The sequence below is a fragment of the Heliomicrobium sulfidophilum genome (genome assembly GCF_057715735.1).
Genome location: NZ_JBVTZZ010000005.1, coordinates 1348595 through 1364638, shown reverse-complemented (window position 1 = coordinate 1364638; position 16044 = coordinate 1348595). Strand labels below are relative to the sequence as shown.

Here is a 16044-nt window from a genome sequence, read left to right as displayed (position 1 = left end):
CATGATCGAATACATCGTCAAAAAACGCAAAATCACCCTGCTCTTTTTCGTCATGATCACCCTGCTCGGGCTTTTCAGCTTTTTCGGCCTGCCCAAGCAGGAACAGCCGGACATCGTCGTCCGCACCGCTTCCGTCACGACGGTCTACCCCGGCGCGATGCCCTCCAAGGTGGAGCAGGCAGTCACCCGCAAGATCGAGGAGAAGATCAAGGAGATCCATGGACTGAAATCGATCACCTCCACCTCCAGCCTGGGTGTCTCTTCGATCATCGTCGAATGCAACGATGACATCGAGCCCGAGGGCCGCTGGGAGGAGTTGCGGAAAAAGGTCAAAGACGCCGAAAAAGACCTCCCCGACGACTGCAAACAGCCGATCATCAACGATGACCTCAACCGCACCTTCATCATGACCTTCAACATCTCCGCCGACCGGCACGAAGACCTCTATTCCCTGCGCGACATGATTCAAAACTGGAAAGACCAGTTGCGGACGATCCCCCACGTCTCTAACGTGACCGTCACCGGATTGCCCGACGAGGAAGTGCGGGTGACCGTGGACAGCCAAAAACTGCGCAACTTCGGCCTCGCCTGGGGACAGGTGCTAAACGCCGTCAAGCAGTTGAACGAAAAGGCCCCCCTCGGCGATATCCAGGGTGACCAGCGCACCTACGAACTCGCCTTGCGCGAGGTCAAGGACGTGGGCGAATTCAGCCGCTCCCTGATCGCCCGGACCGCCGACGGAACGCCTATTTACCTGAAAGACATCGGTACGGTGGAACTGACGACGAAGCCCGTCGAGGTCTACGCCTACCACAACGGCCGCCCGGCCATCAGCATCAGCGTCAGCCCCGAGACGGGCAGCGACATCCCCTCGGTGCAAAAAAACATCGACAAGACCCTCGACTACCTGAAGACGAGCCTGCCCAACTGGGCGAAGCTGGACCTCGTCTATGAACAAAACGAGCGGATCGACGAGCTCTTTTCTGACCTCACCCGGGAAACGCTGATCGCCGTCGCCGCCGTCGTGCTCGTCTGCACCCTCGGCCTCAACCTGACCACGTCCTTTGTGGTGATGATGGCCCTGCCCATCTCCCTGGCCGTCGGCCTCATCCCCCTGAGCAGCTTCGGCGTCACCCTCAACCAGATCTCCGTCATCGCCTTGATCATCGTCCTCGGCATCCTCGTCGACGACGCCGTCGTCGTCAACGACAATATCGAGCGCCGCCTCACCGTCCTCGGCGAAAGCCCGACAGAAGCGGCCGTCCGGGGAAGCAAAGAGGTGTCTATCTCCATCCTGACGGCCACGCTGGCCACCATCTGCGCCTTCGCGCCGCTGGCCCTGCTCGACGGCAACGTCGGTTCCTTCATCCGACCGATCCCCATCATCATCACCCTCGCCATGGTGGCTTCCATGATCATGTCCCTCTCGGTCATCCCCATCTTCCGGGAATGGCGGGAGACGCGCCGGCAGGGCAAGGGGGTGGGTAATGGGCAAAACAGCGGCGCTGCCGAGAGCGCGTCAGCCGAAGACTTCTATCGCAAACCGGCCGGCCTGCTCGGCCCCCAGATCCAGCGGCTGACGGCCTATTACGCCGGGACGCTGATGCCAAAGATGCTGCGCAACCCGCTGCGCACCGGTCTGATCGGCGTCGGCATCGCCCTCATCGGCTACGCCCTCATCCCTTTCACACCGATCCAACTGTTCCCCACGGCCGATCGCGCCGAAATGCTCGTCAACGTGCGCACCCCCGTCGGCACCGGCATCAAGGAAACGGCGCGCACCATCAATGAGATCTGCCGCTGGATCGACGAACAGCCGGGGGTGACGATGACAGCCGGCTATGCAGGGACCTTCGCCCCCAAGATGTTCGGCGGCGACACCGGCTTAGGCACGGCCGACAACATCGGCCAGATCGTCGTGAAGGTCGATAAGGAGCAACTGCCCACGGAAAAAGCCGTCGCGCTGTGGGAAAAGGCGCTGGCCGAACGTTTCCCTCAGGCGACGATCATCCCGAAAGAACTGCAAGGCGGCCCGCCGGTGGGCAGCCCGATCGTCGTCCGTCTCTACGGCAGCGACGTGGAGAAACTGCGCGGACTCTCTCAGCAGGTGCAGGACCTCATCAAGGATATGCCGGGGACTTTTGATATCCAAGATTCCTTCGGTGTCGACAAGTACTCCCTCAACATTCAGGTGCGCAAAGACATGCTCGACGCCCTCCAGGTGAACGAAGCCGACCTCTCCCGCACCATCCGCCTCGTCAGCGAAGGCCTGTCGGTCAGCAAGTATGACACGGGACGCGACCTGATCGACATCACCTTATACAGCGAGGCCCAGGGCGTCGATCCCCTGACGGCCATCCACCGCCTGACCGTCCCCAACGCAAGGGGCGAACAGATCCCCCTCTATCAATTGGCTGATGTGCAGCCCGGCTTCTCCATCTCCTCGATCTCCCACCGCAACCTCTCCCGTGTCGTGACCGTCTCTTCGGACCTGAAAGACCGGACGGCAACGGAAGCGATCAAGGAGCTGAAGCCGAAGCTCGACGCCATGAAACTGACCGACGGCTACCGCTACGAGATCGGCGGCGAGACGTCCGACCAGACGGAGGTCTTCGTCGATATGGGCAAGCTGTCCATCGTCGTCGTCTTCCTCATCGTCATCCTGATCGCCATGCAGTTCTATTCCCTCTCGATCCCCTTCCTCGTCCTGAGCACCATCTTCCTCGCCTTCGCCGGCAGCTTGATCGGCCTGTTCATCACACGGACGCCTCTCGGCTTCATGACCATGATGGGCGTCATCTGCCTGGCCGGCATCGTTGTGCGAAACGGCATCATCCTCGTCGAGTTCATCGAAGAAGCCCGCCACGGCGGCCAGGAACTGATCGACGCCGTCATCTCCGCCGGCGAAGCGCGGTTGCGGCCCATCCTGCTCACCTCCGGCACCGCCATCGCCGGCCTGCTGCCCCTGGCCATCTCGGGCGACGTACTCTTCCAGCCTATGGCGGTGACGATCATCTCGGGGTTGTTCTTCTCGACGATGCTGACCTTGGTGATCGTGCCCTGTTTTTACACGGTGTTGGCGAGGGTGAAGGGGCGGATGGGCAAAATCACTTTGTAAAATCTTTTACCTAAAAGATGAGACCCTACTTCACATTTTACGGCGAAGTAGGGTCTCGTCTTAACTTCATGGTCTTTAACTTGGTTACCACTATGGTCTGACAGCAGACTTTTCATTACAAAGGATGTTTTTTAATCACCCAAGAGAAAAAACCCTCAGGGCTCCCGAGCGGAATGTTATTTAAAAGACCCAATGACAACATATGCCTACGGTCACAGCTGATGATGAATTCTGCCTTTCCCTCTAATCAATTATGACCGATACGACGACTTGCTTTGATTTCCTCAAAACGTACTAGTCGCAAACTCTCAGTCTCCGGATTTTAAAACGAAAAAAATCAACGTCTGAATGCGTTCAAACGTTGATTTAACAGGTTTATGTATGGCGGAGAGGGTGGGATTCGAACCCACGAGACGCTGTTAACGCCTACCCGATTTCGAGTCGGGCGCCTTCGACCAACTCAGCCACCTCTCCGTGTTTATGCGGTTTTCGTAATATCAGCAGCTTCCATCTTTGCTGTAAGTTTACGTTACTACTTCCTGCGCAGCCGCTGAAAAAAGGACTGCATCAGTGCTCTGGCCTCTTCCTCGCGCACTCCCGAGTGAACCGAAACGCGGTGGTTCGTCCAGGGGCTTTCGAGGATGTTGAAGCAGGTTCCAGCCGCTCCGCCTTTCGGGTCCATGACGGCGAAGACAACGCGGGGGATCCGGGCCAGCACGATGGCGCCAGCGCACATGGGACAAGGTTCGACGGTCACATACAAGGTTGTTCCCGCCAGCCGCCAGCCGCCGGTGCGGTTGGCCGCATCCTGGATGGCCAGGACTTCGGCATGGGCAACGGGGTTCTTGTCCGTCTCGCGGAGGTTGTGTCCCCGCCCGATGACCTCGCCATCTTTGACAATGACACAGCCGATCGGCACCTCGCCCTTGGCAAAGGCCTGCCGGCCTTCATCCAGGGCCAACCCCATGAACTTGTCGTCATCAACTGTCACTTGCGGTTCCCTGCTCTTCGGTCGATTGCATCGCTCGCTTGGATGAGCGATCGCTTCATCGCTCACGAATAAAACGCCTTTTCCACACCGTTCGGGGAAAAGGACGGTGCATTCCTGGTGCCCCCGGAGAGAATCGAACTCCCGACGACAGGGCTTAGGACGCCCTCGCTCTATCCACTGAGCTACGGAGGCATTTTCCGCCGAAAAATAAAAAAGGAATGGCGCGCCCGGGAGGATTCGAACCTCCGACCTCTTGATTCGTAGTCAATTACTCTATCCAGCTGAGCTACGGGCGCATATTTACCGGCGCTGTCTCACGCCGCAAGAGATAGTATAACAAAAGGCAGGTGATGCGTCAAGGCACAAGGGATGGTAATTTCTGTTTCTAAAAAATCAAAAACCCTGCCTATTCGCAGGGTTGATGTACAAAATGGCGCGCCCGGGAGGATTCGAACCTCCGACCTCTTGATTCGTAGTCAATTACTCTATCCAGCTGAGCTACGGGCGCATCTCTGAGGGACAAACGCTATTATAGACCTCTTTGCCCACTTTGGCAATAGGGAAACGAAACCAGTCTCCCCTTTTTTCTTGCTTTGTTCCCGCCCCTGCTTGCCACTTGGTTATTCTTGCCCCTGCCCACCTCCTTAAATGGCCCAGCTATTAAATGAGGTCCCTTCTCATTCTTGCCAACTACGCTAAAAAAGAAACAGCAACCGTCTCCCTGTGCAGTTCACTTTTCACAGGGAAACGGCTGCCCTATTCGTTACGGACGGTGTATGACCGTCCCCGTTTTGGCGTCGACGACGCCCGCATGGTGATACTCCTGGACATAGATGAGGGACGGTCGCGGCGCCCGCTGGTCAAAGTATTGCGGCCAGGTGTACCGGAGCTTCATGTTCACGGACTGGATGAAGGCAGCCTTTGCCCTTTCGGGAGAGACGACACCCTGTTTCGCCGGCAGCTTGTCAAAGTCTATCGGCCGGAGGTTCAAAGAAGATACCTTGCCGGTCGCTTTTTCGATGGATACGTTCCAGTTGAATCCCTCGACGGGGACTCCCTGATGCAACGGTACAAAGGCAAATGTGTAATGGGGGCTTTCTTGAACGTAATCGGGGAGCCTGGAGAGGTCGACCCAGTCAGGGTACTCGGGCTTCACTCGTTGATGCTCAATTACTTTCATCTCTACCGTTCGCTTTGGCAGAAACTTTTTCAACAAGGCAACGGCCTTTTGTTTTGCTTCCTCAACGGAAACCCCCTGGCTATTCCCGCTATCGGTTCCGTTCATGCTATCGGTGGTGTTCCCACCATCCGGCTTTCCCGGACTTCTGGGAACGATGACGTCTGCGCGGGCGAAGGAAAAGCCGCACACACGCCCTGTGTCTGATTCGGTTTCCAAGACAGCGGTACGGGGACGAACGGCTTCAGGATGGAGGAAGGAGAGGGGGCTGCCCATGCGCTCATGGTCGTCCCATGTCCAAAATTGGATATGGGGCGTCGTTTTCGCTTCCTGCTCCGATGGCGCTGAGAAGTTCATGCCGGTCATATCGACGCCCAGTTCTCTCTCGATCAGCTTCCGCCCTTCTTCGGCATTTTTGACGTAAAGCGCTTTGCCTTCTCCGGTAACGCGCAAGATCGTCTCAGCCGCGTTACGGGATCTGGCCGCGGCAAACTCCTTGGGCAGTTTTCCGGTGATGGCGTCCATGTGGTCCGGGTACCCTTCCGGGCTGTACACCAATCGCAGCGGCAACCGCCCGGGAAAAGGCATGACGCCGTCCGGCGAAGGGTTCAGGTATTCCTGCGGCATGTAGATGAGCTTCATTTGCAACTGCGCTTCCAGGGCTTTTTTTGCCTGTTCTAGGGGTAGCGCCTGGGACGGATCGGGAAATAGCGCCGGGTCGGGCCGGTCCTCGTCCGCCCAGCGGTTGAGTCCGGTAATCCGGCCGCCGCCGTCCACCCTTACGGTCCACATATCGGCGCCGCTCAGCAGGGGGATGCCGTTGAACTGCCGGTCAAACTGGACGCTGCGGTCTTCCCAGGTGATGGTCTTTCCGTCTTTGATTGTGCTGCCGCGCCCTTCGCCGTTGACGATGCCCGGCGCGTATTGGGCAACGTCTGCGCCGAGGAGTTCTTGCATGAACGCGGTCGCCTTGGTCAATGCGGTTTGCTCATCGGGAGCCTTCTCTCCTGCCCAGTCCATGTTCAGCCAAGTGTAGTTTTCCAAGAACCCCTGCTCATCGAACTGCATGTGCACCCGGTTAGATACCTGATCATCAGGCGTTGCGTCGCCAGGCTTTCGCTCGTCGAAGGTCAGGTTCCAGGTGACCCGCACGGATCGCTGACCGTTTCGCATGTTGATGCTCTTTCCGGCGGTTTTCATCTGCAGGTGCAGCGAGCGAAACTCGGGGGACTCGGCGCGAAGCAGGTCGACGACCCGTTGAATGCGGGCTTCCACTTCGGGCGACGGTCTTTCCGGCAATGGGCTTTCCGGCGTTACCGTTTCTGCCGGCGGCGCCGCTTCGGAAGGCGCTCCGTTCACGGGTATCCCCATACCGATATCAACGGAGACCGTCGCCGTCGCCGCCTCTACATCTGCGGGGCTTCCCGTTTCGGCTTGGGCGTACGCAGGAAAGGTCCCCGCCAGCATGCCAGTCAGGGCGATACCCGTCACCACCGCCTGCCAGGGGCGGAACATCGGCCAGGCCTGGAACATCAGCCGGGCCCGGAGCGCCTGTAAGGGTCGGCAGGATGACTTGCTTGCATCCGTCTCACATCGAAAGCGCATCGGAAAAGGGCTCTCCTCCTTAACCTTTTTAGTCTTTGATGAAGGGGATGATTTCTCCGGTTTTGGCGTCGATGACACCCTCTTTTCTCATTTCGAGGATGTAGACAAGCTCAGGCTTGGGCGCCCGTTGATCGAAATACTCAGGCCAGAAGTAAACCTGCTTGATATTCATGTTTTTCAGGAAAATCTCTTTGGCCCGTTCCGGAGAGATCAGGCCGCTCTTTGCCGGCAGTTTGTCAAAATCAATCGGATGATAGGAGAAAGACCACACCTTGCCCGTCGCTTTGTCGATGGAAACTTGACATTGGTTCCCATCCAGAGGAACGCCGTTCTGTAACGGAATAAAAATATAGTCGTAGGTGGGGCTTTCTTGGTAGTCTTTAGGGAGCTTGGAGAGATCGACCCAGTCCGGGTACTGGGGCTTGAGGTTGCCCGGTTCAATGAGGCTCATCTCAACGGTTCGCGCCGGCAGGAACTGCTGAAGGAAGCTGACGGCCTTCTTCTGCGCCTCGTCGGCGGAGATGTTGCTGTTCTCCTTCACCACCTTCGAGCGCTGGTCCTCATCGAAAAAGTAGCTGCCGACCGTAAAGCCGCACACCCGCCCCGTATCGGATTCTGTTTCCAAGGCGGCGTGACGGATGTGGACCTTGTCTGGCCGGATTTTTGCCATCAGGCTGTTCATGCGCTCCTGGTCATCCCACATGTATCGTTTGACTGAAGGAATCGGCGCGTCCTTCTCATCGGGGCGCTCGAAAAAGGACATGCCGGTCATATCGACACCGAGTTCCTTTTCGATGACCTTCCGGCCCTCCTCGGGACTCTTCGCATAGAGCGCCTTCCCCCGACCGGTGATGCGCAGGACTTTCTCCGCAGGCTGGAACATGTGCATGGCCGCTTCATACTCCGGCGGCCGTTTCCCCGTCAGCGCGTCAATATAGCCTGCGTATCCCTCTGGACGGTAGGTCAGGACCATCGGCTTTCGTCCAGGCAGCACCCTGGAGGGCGCCTCCTCTGGGCTCTGGTTCAGGTATTCTTGTGGATGGTAGGAGAGGACCATTTGCAGGCGTTCAGAAATGGCTTTTTTCGCCGCTTCCGGGGTGATGGCCTTGGCTGGATCCGGGAACAAGGCGGCATCAGGCGCTTCGTTGTTCCAGTGGTGCAACCCGATGATCCGGCCATCTCCGTCGACGTCCACGGTCCAATTGTCGCCGCCCATCAGCGGAACGCCGTTGATCAACCGGTCAAACTGGACGGTGCGATTCACCCAAACGACTTGTTTTCCGTCCTGACTGGTCGTCTCCCGTGTCCCGGTGCTGTTGGCGTTCGCCGATCTGTACTGGGCGAATTCGTCACCGAGCAGTTTTTCCATGAATTCCGTCGCCTTTTTCTCGGCCATCCCTTTGTCCGGCATGGGGGTCCCCGCCCAGTTCGGGTTTTGCCAACTGTACGATTGCAGGGCGCCAGTTTCGTCAAAATTCAGATGGATCTGATTGTATACCCGCTCTTCCGTCTCGGTCTTCTTCTCCTGCGGTTTCCGTTCGTCAAAGAAAAGGGTCCACTCGTCTCGCTCAATCCGCTTCCCGTCCTTCATCTGGACGTGTTTCCCTGGCGACTTCGTATGTAGATTCAAGGACTGGAACTCGGGGTACAAGGACCGGAACAGGTCGATCGTTTGCTGGATGCGGGCTTCCACTTGCGGCGAGGCGGTTTCGATCGGTTGCGCTTCAGGGACCGGTTCGAGAACCAGACCTTGATGGAGCGCTTCCGAAGAGGCCTTGATTGCCGCTTCTGTCGCGACGGTGGTCACCTCTTTTGTTTGCGCTGTATCGGTTCCCGCCGCCAGGGCGGCTGAAGGAAATGCGCCGGCCAGCAGGCCTGTCAACAGGACACTGGCCACGGCCGCCTGGGCGGGCCGGAACGTCCCCTTTTTGGCATCGCCGTTTTCTCGGTGTTTCAAGAGAGAACCCCCTTCTCGGTTTTTGCTCCTTCGGCGTCATGCATTGAATCACTCGACAGATCGCTGTCGTCTCTACATCAGACGCACAGGGCCTGCCATGGGTTTCCTCTTCATGTAAATATTTTCGGATACTTGGGTGCAGAAAGCAACGCTCAATTTTCTCATAGAAAAACCCCGCAGCTTTCCAAAAAAGCTTGCGGGGTTCACCTGGAATCTTTCGCCGGACCATAGGGTGACGCCGTTATTCTCGTGTTTAGACAGCCATCCTAGTGATGCTGGCAGACCTGCCGGTCGTCGATGGGCGGGATTTTCCCGGCGCAAAAGGCGTCGACGACTTTCTGCACCGTCGGTTCATTGGCCTGGTAGACCTCGATGCCGGCGTGGCGGAAGCCGGAGAGCGGTCGCGCGCCGATGCCCTGCACGACCAGGGCGTTCACCTGGTGGTCGGACAGCAGGTTCACCGGCCGCAGGCAGCCGCCTTCGTAATGGGGCGGGTTGTCGATGATGGTGTCTTTGACCAGCTTGCCGTCGTTGATTTCAACGATGGTAAAGCAGTCGCAGCGGCCGAAGTGGCCGGAACAGTCGGCGGTGAGCCCGCCGGGGCGGACGGAGGGAATGGCCAGACGCACGTTAGACATATGCAGCATCCCTTTCTGATGATTTAATTCCCGTTTTGCGGTCTCCGATTGTCGCGATTTCCTTTTGCGGTGGTATTTCGGTTCATGGGCATTCGCATGCAAGGGCGCTCGTTTTTTCGTCCTTTTCTACCAGTGGCTTTCGGCATTCGGCGCGTTGGCCGCTGCGAATTCGCCGCGCAGGAAGGCTTCCACCACCTGACGGACGGTGCCCTTGACGCCTTGGCCGATGTGGATGTCCATAGCTTGCAGGGCGGTAAAGGCTTTCGGGCCCACATACCCGGACAGCACCCATTCAGCCCCTTTTTCACCGGCAATCTCGGCCACTTTTATCCCAGACCCCTGCATGGCGTTCACCTGTGCGTGATTGTCCAGGGCTTCCAGCACCATTTTCGTGGCCGTATCGACCAGCAGCAGCCAGCGCGCGCGGCCGAAGCGTTCGTCTGCGGCGTCGTCCAGGGAAGGACCGGTGCTCGTGATCAGCACTTTCAGCGCAATCACCCCCTTAGATATGGTTTTTAGGTATTTGCTTACGACCCATCTGGAGCGTTTTCTTCGGGGCGAGACTCCGGGCGCTCACTTGGGCAACTTTGCTGTTCTTAGGCAGAGTCGCCTTTCTCCTGCACGATGATGTCGCCGCCGTCGGCCAGGGTGACTGCCAGCCGCTTTAAGCTCCAATGGTCGATTCCTCCTTAGAAACCGGCGTTTTTTCCGTTACCACGGCGTCCGTTGCCTTGGGGTCCACCGCCCTGGGAACCGCTGCCCTGAAATAGGCCGCCCCGGCGCCCCTGACCCTGGCCTTGGCCTCCGTTTCCCCGGCCTCTTCCCAGACCGCCGAAGCGGCAAACGGCGTCCGCGCAGTTGCGCAGCATCCGGCGAAGCCCGCCGCCTTGGCCCCTGCCTTGATCCGTGCCTTGGCCACTGCCTTGGCCGCCGCCTCGCCCCGCAAATGAACCTACGCCTTGGCCGCCGCCCCGACCAACACCGGCGTTATTCAAGGCGGGCGCTTCATCGAGAGGCAGAATGCAACGACCGCGTCCCTGTCCGGACATGGCACCCTTTCCGAAAGGACCTCTTCCATCCATACCAGGCATGTTGAATGACCTCCTTATTGTATTTGCGGGGATGCTCACGCTCCGTTTATCTATATGCCCTCAGTCTGTAGCTGTATCGAATCACTACGAGGGCAAGCGTTCCCCTGTTCACGCAGATGCTTGGGTATCCCGCAGGGATTGTCCTGGCAGTTCGCTTTGTCGACGACGAGTGATACCGCTGGGCTGTCCGCGTCATGCGAAACCTGCTAACTGCTACAAGTCTTCGCCACCGCTTGGGCGACGGTCTCCCAGATCCCTCGGATGGCGTCTCCGGCCGGCGAAGGCGCCTGCTCGACGATGGCGCGTCCGTCCAACTGGGCGGCCACCACCTGAGCGTCAAAGGGAATCTCGCCGAAAAAGGGGAGCGCCTCATCCTGGCAAAAGGCTTTGATGCGGGCGGTCATGGCCTGGTTTAAGTCCGCCTTGTTGATCACGACGCCGCAGGGACGGCGGAAGTGGCGGACCACCTCGACGACGCGACGCAGGTCATGGAGGCCCGATACGGTCGGTTCGGTCACCAGGACGACGAGGTCGGTTCCGGTGATCGAGGCGATGACCGGGCAGCCCGTGCCGGGACAGCCATCGATGAGGACAAAGGCCATCCCCTGCTCTTCGGCGATCGCTTGGGCGCGTTTGCGGACCTTGGTGACCAGTTGGCCGCTGGCCTCCTCGGCGACACCCAGTTGGGCGTGGACGAAGGGACCGAAGCGGGTGGCGGACACATAGAGTTCGCCCGCCTGTTTCGGCGTCAAGGTGAAGGATTCGCCGGGGCAGATATCGACACAACAGCCGCAGCCTTCACAGGCAAAGGGCGAGATGGCGATCGTCGGCCCGGACCGGTCGAAGCGGAGGGCGTCAAAGCGGCAGACACGGAGGCAACGGCCGCAGAAGATGCAGGCGTCCTTGTTCCAGGTGAGCGTCCTTCCGCTTTCAAAGGGCTCTTTCGCCTCGATCTCCGGCTGGAGGAGCAGGTGCAGGTCGGCGGCGTCGACGTCACAGTCGGCGAAGACAGACTTTCCCGCCAAAGCGGCGAAGGCGGCGACGAGAGACGTTTTGCCGGTGCCACCTTTGCCGGACAGTACGGCGATCTGCTTCATCGGCTCACCTCCTCCCGCAGCCGTTGCCAGAGACGCTGAAAGGTCTCGCCCATCGCCGGCAGTTCCCGCGCGGGCAGTTTCCCGTCGGCGTAGACCTGGGCCACTTGCCGGTCAAAAGGCAGCTCAGCCAGCACCGGAATCGCTTCTCCCTGGCAGTAGTCGCGAACACGGCTGTCGCCGAGGTCGGCGCGGTTGATGATCACGCCAAAGGGCAGGCCCATGGTGCGGGCCATTTGCACGGCCAGTTGCAGGTCATGGAGCCCGAAGGGCGTCGCCTCTGTGACGAGGACGAGGTAGTCGACGCCGTCGATGGCGCTGACGACGGGGCAGGACGTGCCGGGCGGCGCGTCGATGAGCACCGTGCGCTCAGCGGCCTTCGTCTCTTCGGCCAAGCGGCGGCGCACCTGGCGGATGAGGGGCGGGCTCTTGGCCTCGCCGATATCCAGGAGGCCGTAGACGAGACGAATCCTACCCTCGTCGCCCTGATGGATCGTCCCAGCGGGCCGCTCCACCTCGGTGATGGCCCGGGCCGGGCAATGGCGCCGGCAACCGCCGCAGGCGTGGCAGTTTTCCGCAAAGAGCATCGGTTTGCCTTTGACCATGATCAACGCCTGAAAGCGGCAGACATCGCGGCAGCGGCCGCAGCCGACGCATTTTTCCAGATTGAACTCCGGCATGAGCACGCCAAAGGGATGGACCTCTTTGTTTTCGGGATGAATGAAGAGATGACAGTTGGGCTCTTCAACGTCACAGTCGGCCAATAGGATCGGTTCTTCCGAGACAGCGGCCAGGTTCAAGGCGACGGTCGTTTTCCCGGTCCCGCCTTTTCCCGAAGCGATAGCAATGGTTGGTTTCATGGGCTCTCACCGGCCGATTCGCCACGGCAAGACCCCTGGGCCGCATCGTCGCCGGCGGCGCTATCGGCCGACTGAAGAAACGCCTCCAGATCCTTTTTTTGCTTGCGAATGCGGATCACCCAGGCTTGAAGGAAGCTTTCGCCTTCCGCCGTCAGGGAGTAGACCTTGCGCGCCGGTCCCCCTTGGCCAGGTTCCAAACGGGATTCGACCATGCCTTCCTCTTCCAAACGCCGCAGGTAGCGGTAGATGACGGCCGGGTCGGGCAAGGCCGCGACAAAGGGTAACTGCTCCAGTTTTTCCATCAGTTCATAGCCGTGTGACGGGCTCTGCCGCAGGCTGAGCAGCACGCTGGGGAAAGCGAGCGAATCGGAGCGCCCGCCGCCAAAGCCGCCTGCCCCTCCGCCCCCGCCCATCCCGCCGCAGCCGCAGCGACCGCGTCCACGACCGGGACCTGGGCCAAAACCCTGGCCTTGACCACCTTCAACCATCATGGGATACCCCCTTTTCTTCTACGAATACACTGTCAATCCACTGTGCTTTTATGCCGACTCCCCGCAGGCTTCTCGGATCCGGCGGGCGATCTCCCTTAGACCCGGCTCGACGGGCTATGGTCGTTTGTTGCAATGGGCCTCAACGTTCAGACACCTGAATCGCCTCCGACACTCGTTTCCCTACACAAGTAGTGTTTCCCTGTATCTAGTGACATAATATCACTACTGATTTAAAAAGTCAATTCCACCGATGGATGATTTTGTATCCTGCGCGTTCATCTCCTTTTCGCCTAGCTCTCCCTACGTCGCAGCCCTGACCCTTTACGCGCCCTCTTATATGAAGGAAGTCACGGATCGTAGCAAAAAAACAAGGACCGTCAGCCTCCGGTGTTTCTCCAGAAGGTAACGGTCCTTGTTTTTCGTCGTTCCGTCTAGGGACTAATGGCGTCTACGGGTTGCGTCCGCTGAGCGGCATCGTCTAGCGCAGCTTATTTTCCAGATACGCCCGGACAGCCGCCGCGTCATCCAAGGCCAGCGCCGCGTCCCGCATCGCTCGGGCCTCCCCGGCCGAAAGGCTGCGGATGACTGCCTTGACCCGGGGGATCGACGGGGCGCTCATGCTCAACTCGTCGATGCCCATGCCGACGAGCAGGGGCGCCGCTACGGGATCGCCAGCCATCTCGCCGCACATGCCCACCCAGATCCCCTTCTGGTGCGCCGCCTGGATGGTGGCGTCGATGAGCCGGAGGACGGCGGGATGAAAGTGGCTGTAAAGGGGCGCCACCTTGGGATTGCCCCGGTCCACCGCCAGGGTGTACTGGACGAGGTCGTTCGTGCCGATGCTGAAAAAGTCGCACTCCGGCGCCAACAGAGGCGCGGTGGCCGCTGCCGCCGGCGTCTCCACCATGATGCCGACGGGGACATCGGCGGCGAAGGGCCGCCCCTCCCGCGCCAGTTCCTCCGCCGCCTCGGCCAAAATGGCGCGGGCCTGGCGGATCTCGCTGGCGCTGATCACCATGGGGAGCATGATGGCCACCTTGCCGTAGCAGCCGGCCCGGAGGATGGCTTTTAGCTGGGTGCGGAACAGATCGGTCCGTTCCAGGCTGATGCGGATGGCCCGCCACCCCAGGAAGGGGTTGTCCTCCTTGGCGATGGCCAGGTGGGGCAAGGGCTTGTCGCCGCCGATGTCAAGGGTGCGGATGACGCAGATGTGGCCGCCGCAGCCTTCCGCCGCCTGGCGATAGGCGGCAAACTGCTCCTCTTCGCTCGGAAAGGTGTCCCGTCCCATAAACAAAAACTCGCTGCGGAAGAGACCGACCCCTTCGGCCCCCAGGGCGCGGGCATTCTCGACTTCGCCCGGTGCGCCGATATTGGCCGCCAACTGCACCGTCACCCCGTCTCGGGTGATGGCGGGCAGAGACGCCTCGGCCAGATCCTGCCGCCGCTGCGCCGCCTGCGCTTCGATCCGCATCAGGGCGGCCTGGCGCTCATCCTTATCGGGCGACAGGCGCACCTCGCCGGAGGCGCCGTCGACGATCGCCTCGACGCCGTCTGCGATCTGCTCCAGGGCATCGCCGAGACCGACGACGGTGACGATCCCCCGGGCTTTGGCGATGATGACGGCATGGGACGTGGTGCTCCCTTGGCCCAGGAGCAGGGCTTGGAGTCGGCCCGGCGGGTAGGCGGCCACAACGGAGGGCTCGATGTCAGGGGCGCAGAGGATGACGCCTAAAGCGCCAGCCGCATCATTCTGCGCGTCAGCAACCGCCTGCGCGTCGACAATCGCCTGCGCGTCGGCAGCATCCTGTTCGCGAGCAGCACCAACACCGCCCTGCGCCTCCGCTCCCTCGCCATCGACCCCCAGCAATAATCCGGCTACCCGCCGTCCGATGTCCCGGATGTCCGCCGCCCGCTCCCGCAGGTAGGGGTCGTCAAGGGCCGCAAACATGGCGGCGTAAACTTCACAGGCTTCCAAAACAGCGCGGGGGGCGCTGAGACCCTCCCGAATTTTTTCGTTCATGCTATCAATGAGGCCCGGGTCGTCGAGCATCATCAAATGGGCTTCCATGATGGCGGCCAGGGTGTTGTCGACGGCCGCGCCGGACCGGATCGCCTCCAACTGGCTCTTCGCGCCGGAGAGCGCCCGTTGTAGCCGGGTCGCTTCTTCATCCATGGAACCGGGAACGTAGCGGTCCAGCCAAGCCGTCAGGTCCTGGGTTGGACGCTTGATCCGCCCCAGGGCGACACCGGCCACCACACCTCTGCCAATCAAGGTCGTCACCGCCGCTCCCTACCCTTCGCCGAATTGGCTCTCAACCAGCGCTTTGAGCGCGGCCAGGCATTCGGCTTCGTCTTCTCCGTCGGCGGACACCGTAAAGGCGGCGCCGTTTTTCAGTCCCAGGGTCATGACATTCAAAATGCTCTTTGCATCGGCTGTCTTGCTGCCGGCGATGATCCGGACTTTGCTTTTGAAACGGGCGGCCGTCTGGACAAACTGGGAAGCCGGACGCGCATGCAGGCCCGTAGGATTCGTCAGGACCAGTTGAATCTCTGTCAACGGAAACACCCCCTCGGGCTTACGTAGATCGTGCTGATTCTCGACAATGCAGCTTCCAAAAGCGAGTCTAGAGAATTTTGCGCATCTCCCGGGCGCCTTCGGCTGTGGCCATCACCTGCTCCAAAGGGCTGCCGACAGACGCCTCGACGACGGCGCCGATGGCGCCTTCCAAGACCGGCGCGTCAGCGACGCGGACCCGCGCCCGGAAGGAATCGTCGAGAAGTTCTAAGGCCATGTCGGCGCTGAGAACGGCGCTGCCTAAGTCGACGAGGACGAGCACGCCGTCGTCGCTCCAGGCGGCCTGAATGGCTTCACTCACTTTGACGGCGTCGGTGCCGATGGAGCCGTCGGCCATGCCGCCGGCGGCGATGATTTTTTGATCGGCTGCGGCCATTTGCCGTGCCAGATCGCAGATGCCCTCGGCCACTTTGGCGCTATGGGAGACAATGACGATGCCGACCATGG

At 60.1% G+C, this 16044-nt stretch carries 13 protein-coding genes and 4 tRNA genes; 1 reads left to right on the top strand and 16 read right to left on the bottom strand.

Annotation, left to right across the window (positions count from 1 at the left end):
• The first annotated feature begins 1 nt into the window (after position 1).
• Positions 2-3118, top strand: a complete 3117-nt coding sequence (locus AC0CW1_RS12140) for an efflux RND transporter permease subunit (protein WP_488183301.1) — start codon at positions 2-4, stop codon at positions 3116-3118.
• A gap of 382 nt (positions 3119-3500) precedes the next feature.
• On the opposite strand, the gene AC0CW1_RS12135 is transcribed toward AC0CW1_RS12140, so the two are convergent.
• The 16 genes from AC0CW1_RS12135 to dhaM all read right to left on the bottom strand — a co-directional run bounded on the left by AC0CW1_RS12135 (position 3501) and on the right by dhaM (position 16042).
• A tRNA-Ser gene (locus tag AC0CW1_RS12135) sits at positions 3501-3592 on the bottom strand.
• A 58-nt stretch (positions 3593-3650) separates the two neighbouring features.
• Positions 3651-4109 carry a nucleoside deaminase gene (locus AC0CW1_RS12130; RefSeq protein WP_488183300.1) on the bottom strand — a complete coding sequence of 153 codons (459 nt, stop codon included), beginning with the start codon at positions 4107-4109 and terminating at the stop codon, positions 3651-3653.
• Between the two features lie 115 nt (positions 4110-4224).
• Positions 4225-4301: transfer RNA gene (locus AC0CW1_RS12125), tRNA-Arg, on the bottom strand.
• A 27-nt stretch (positions 4302-4328) separates the two neighbouring features.
• A tRNA-Arg gene (locus tag AC0CW1_RS12120) sits at positions 4329-4405 on the bottom strand.
• 135 nt (positions 4406-4540) lie between these two features.
• A tRNA-Arg gene (locus tag AC0CW1_RS12115) sits at positions 4541-4617 on the bottom strand.
• A 255-nt stretch (positions 4618-4872) separates the two neighbouring features.
• The gene (locus AC0CW1_RS12110) at positions 4873-6891 is read right to left on the bottom strand and encodes a hypothetical protein (protein ID WP_488183299.1); all 2019 of its coding nucleotides are present in this window, start codon (positions 6889-6891) and stop codon (positions 4873-4875) included.
• Between the two features lie 28 nt (positions 6892-6919).
• Positions 6920-8848, bottom strand: a complete 1929-nt coding sequence (locus AC0CW1_RS12105) for a PepSY domain-containing protein (RefSeq protein ID WP_488183298.1) — start codon at positions 8846-8848, stop codon at positions 6920-6922.
• A gap of 266 nt (positions 8849-9114) precedes the next feature.
• Positions 9115-9486 (bottom strand): NifB/NifX family molybdenum-iron cluster-binding protein, encoded by a 372-nt coding sequence (locus tag AC0CW1_RS12100; protein WP_488183297.1) that lies wholly within the window; start codon positions 9484-9486, stop codon positions 9115-9117.
• Between the two features lie 126 nt (positions 9487-9612).
• The gene (locus AC0CW1_RS12095; protein WP_488183296.1) at positions 9613-9969 is read right to left on the bottom strand and encodes a NifB/NifX family molybdenum-iron cluster-binding protein; all 357 of its coding nucleotides are present in this window, start codon (positions 9967-9969) and stop codon (positions 9613-9615) included.
• A gap of 206 nt (positions 9970-10175) precedes the next feature.
• Entirely contained in the window at positions 10176-10577 is a 402-nt protein-coding gene (locus AC0CW1_RS12090; RefSeq protein WP_488183295.1) for a DUF5320 domain-containing protein, read from the bottom strand.
• A gap of 206 nt (positions 10578-10783) precedes the next feature.
• Positions 10784-11674, bottom strand: coding sequence for an ATP-binding protein (locus AC0CW1_RS12085; RefSeq protein ID WP_488183294.1), 891 nt, complete (start codon positions 11672-11674; stop codon positions 10784-10786).
• Positions 11671-12531, bottom strand: coding sequence for an ATP-binding protein (locus AC0CW1_RS12080; RefSeq protein ID WP_488183293.1), 861 nt, complete (start codon positions 12529-12531; stop codon positions 11671-11673). The genes AC0CW1_RS12085 and AC0CW1_RS12080 overlap by 4 nt, the downstream gene beginning before the upstream one ends.
• Positions 12528-13022: a PadR family transcriptional regulator gene (locus AC0CW1_RS12075; protein ID WP_488183292.1), complete on the bottom strand. Its 495-nt coding sequence runs from the start codon at positions 13020-13022 to the stop codon at positions 12528-12530. The genes AC0CW1_RS12080 and AC0CW1_RS12075 overlap by 4 nt, the downstream gene beginning before the upstream one ends.
• A 478-nt stretch (positions 13023-13500) precedes the next feature.
• Positions 13501-15303 carry a phosphoenolpyruvate--protein phosphotransferase gene (gene ptsP / locus AC0CW1_RS12070; RefSeq protein WP_488183291.1) on the bottom strand — a complete coding sequence of 601 codons (1803 nt, stop codon included), beginning with the start codon at positions 15301-15303 and terminating at the stop codon, positions 13501-13503.
• Between the two features lie 9 nt (positions 15304-15312).
• Positions 15313-15588, bottom strand: a complete 276-nt coding sequence (locus AC0CW1_RS12065) for an HPr family phosphocarrier protein (RefSeq protein ID WP_488183290.1) — start codon at positions 15586-15588, stop codon at positions 15313-15315.
• Between the two features lie 58 nt (positions 15589-15646).
• The gene (gene dhaM / locus AC0CW1_RS12060) at positions 15647-16042 is read right to left on the bottom strand and encodes a dihydroxyacetone kinase phosphoryl donor subunit DhaM (protein ID WP_488183289.1); all 396 of its coding nucleotides are present in this window, start codon (positions 16040-16042) and stop codon (positions 15647-15649) included.
• Between the last annotated feature and the right edge of the window lie 2 nt (positions 16043-16044).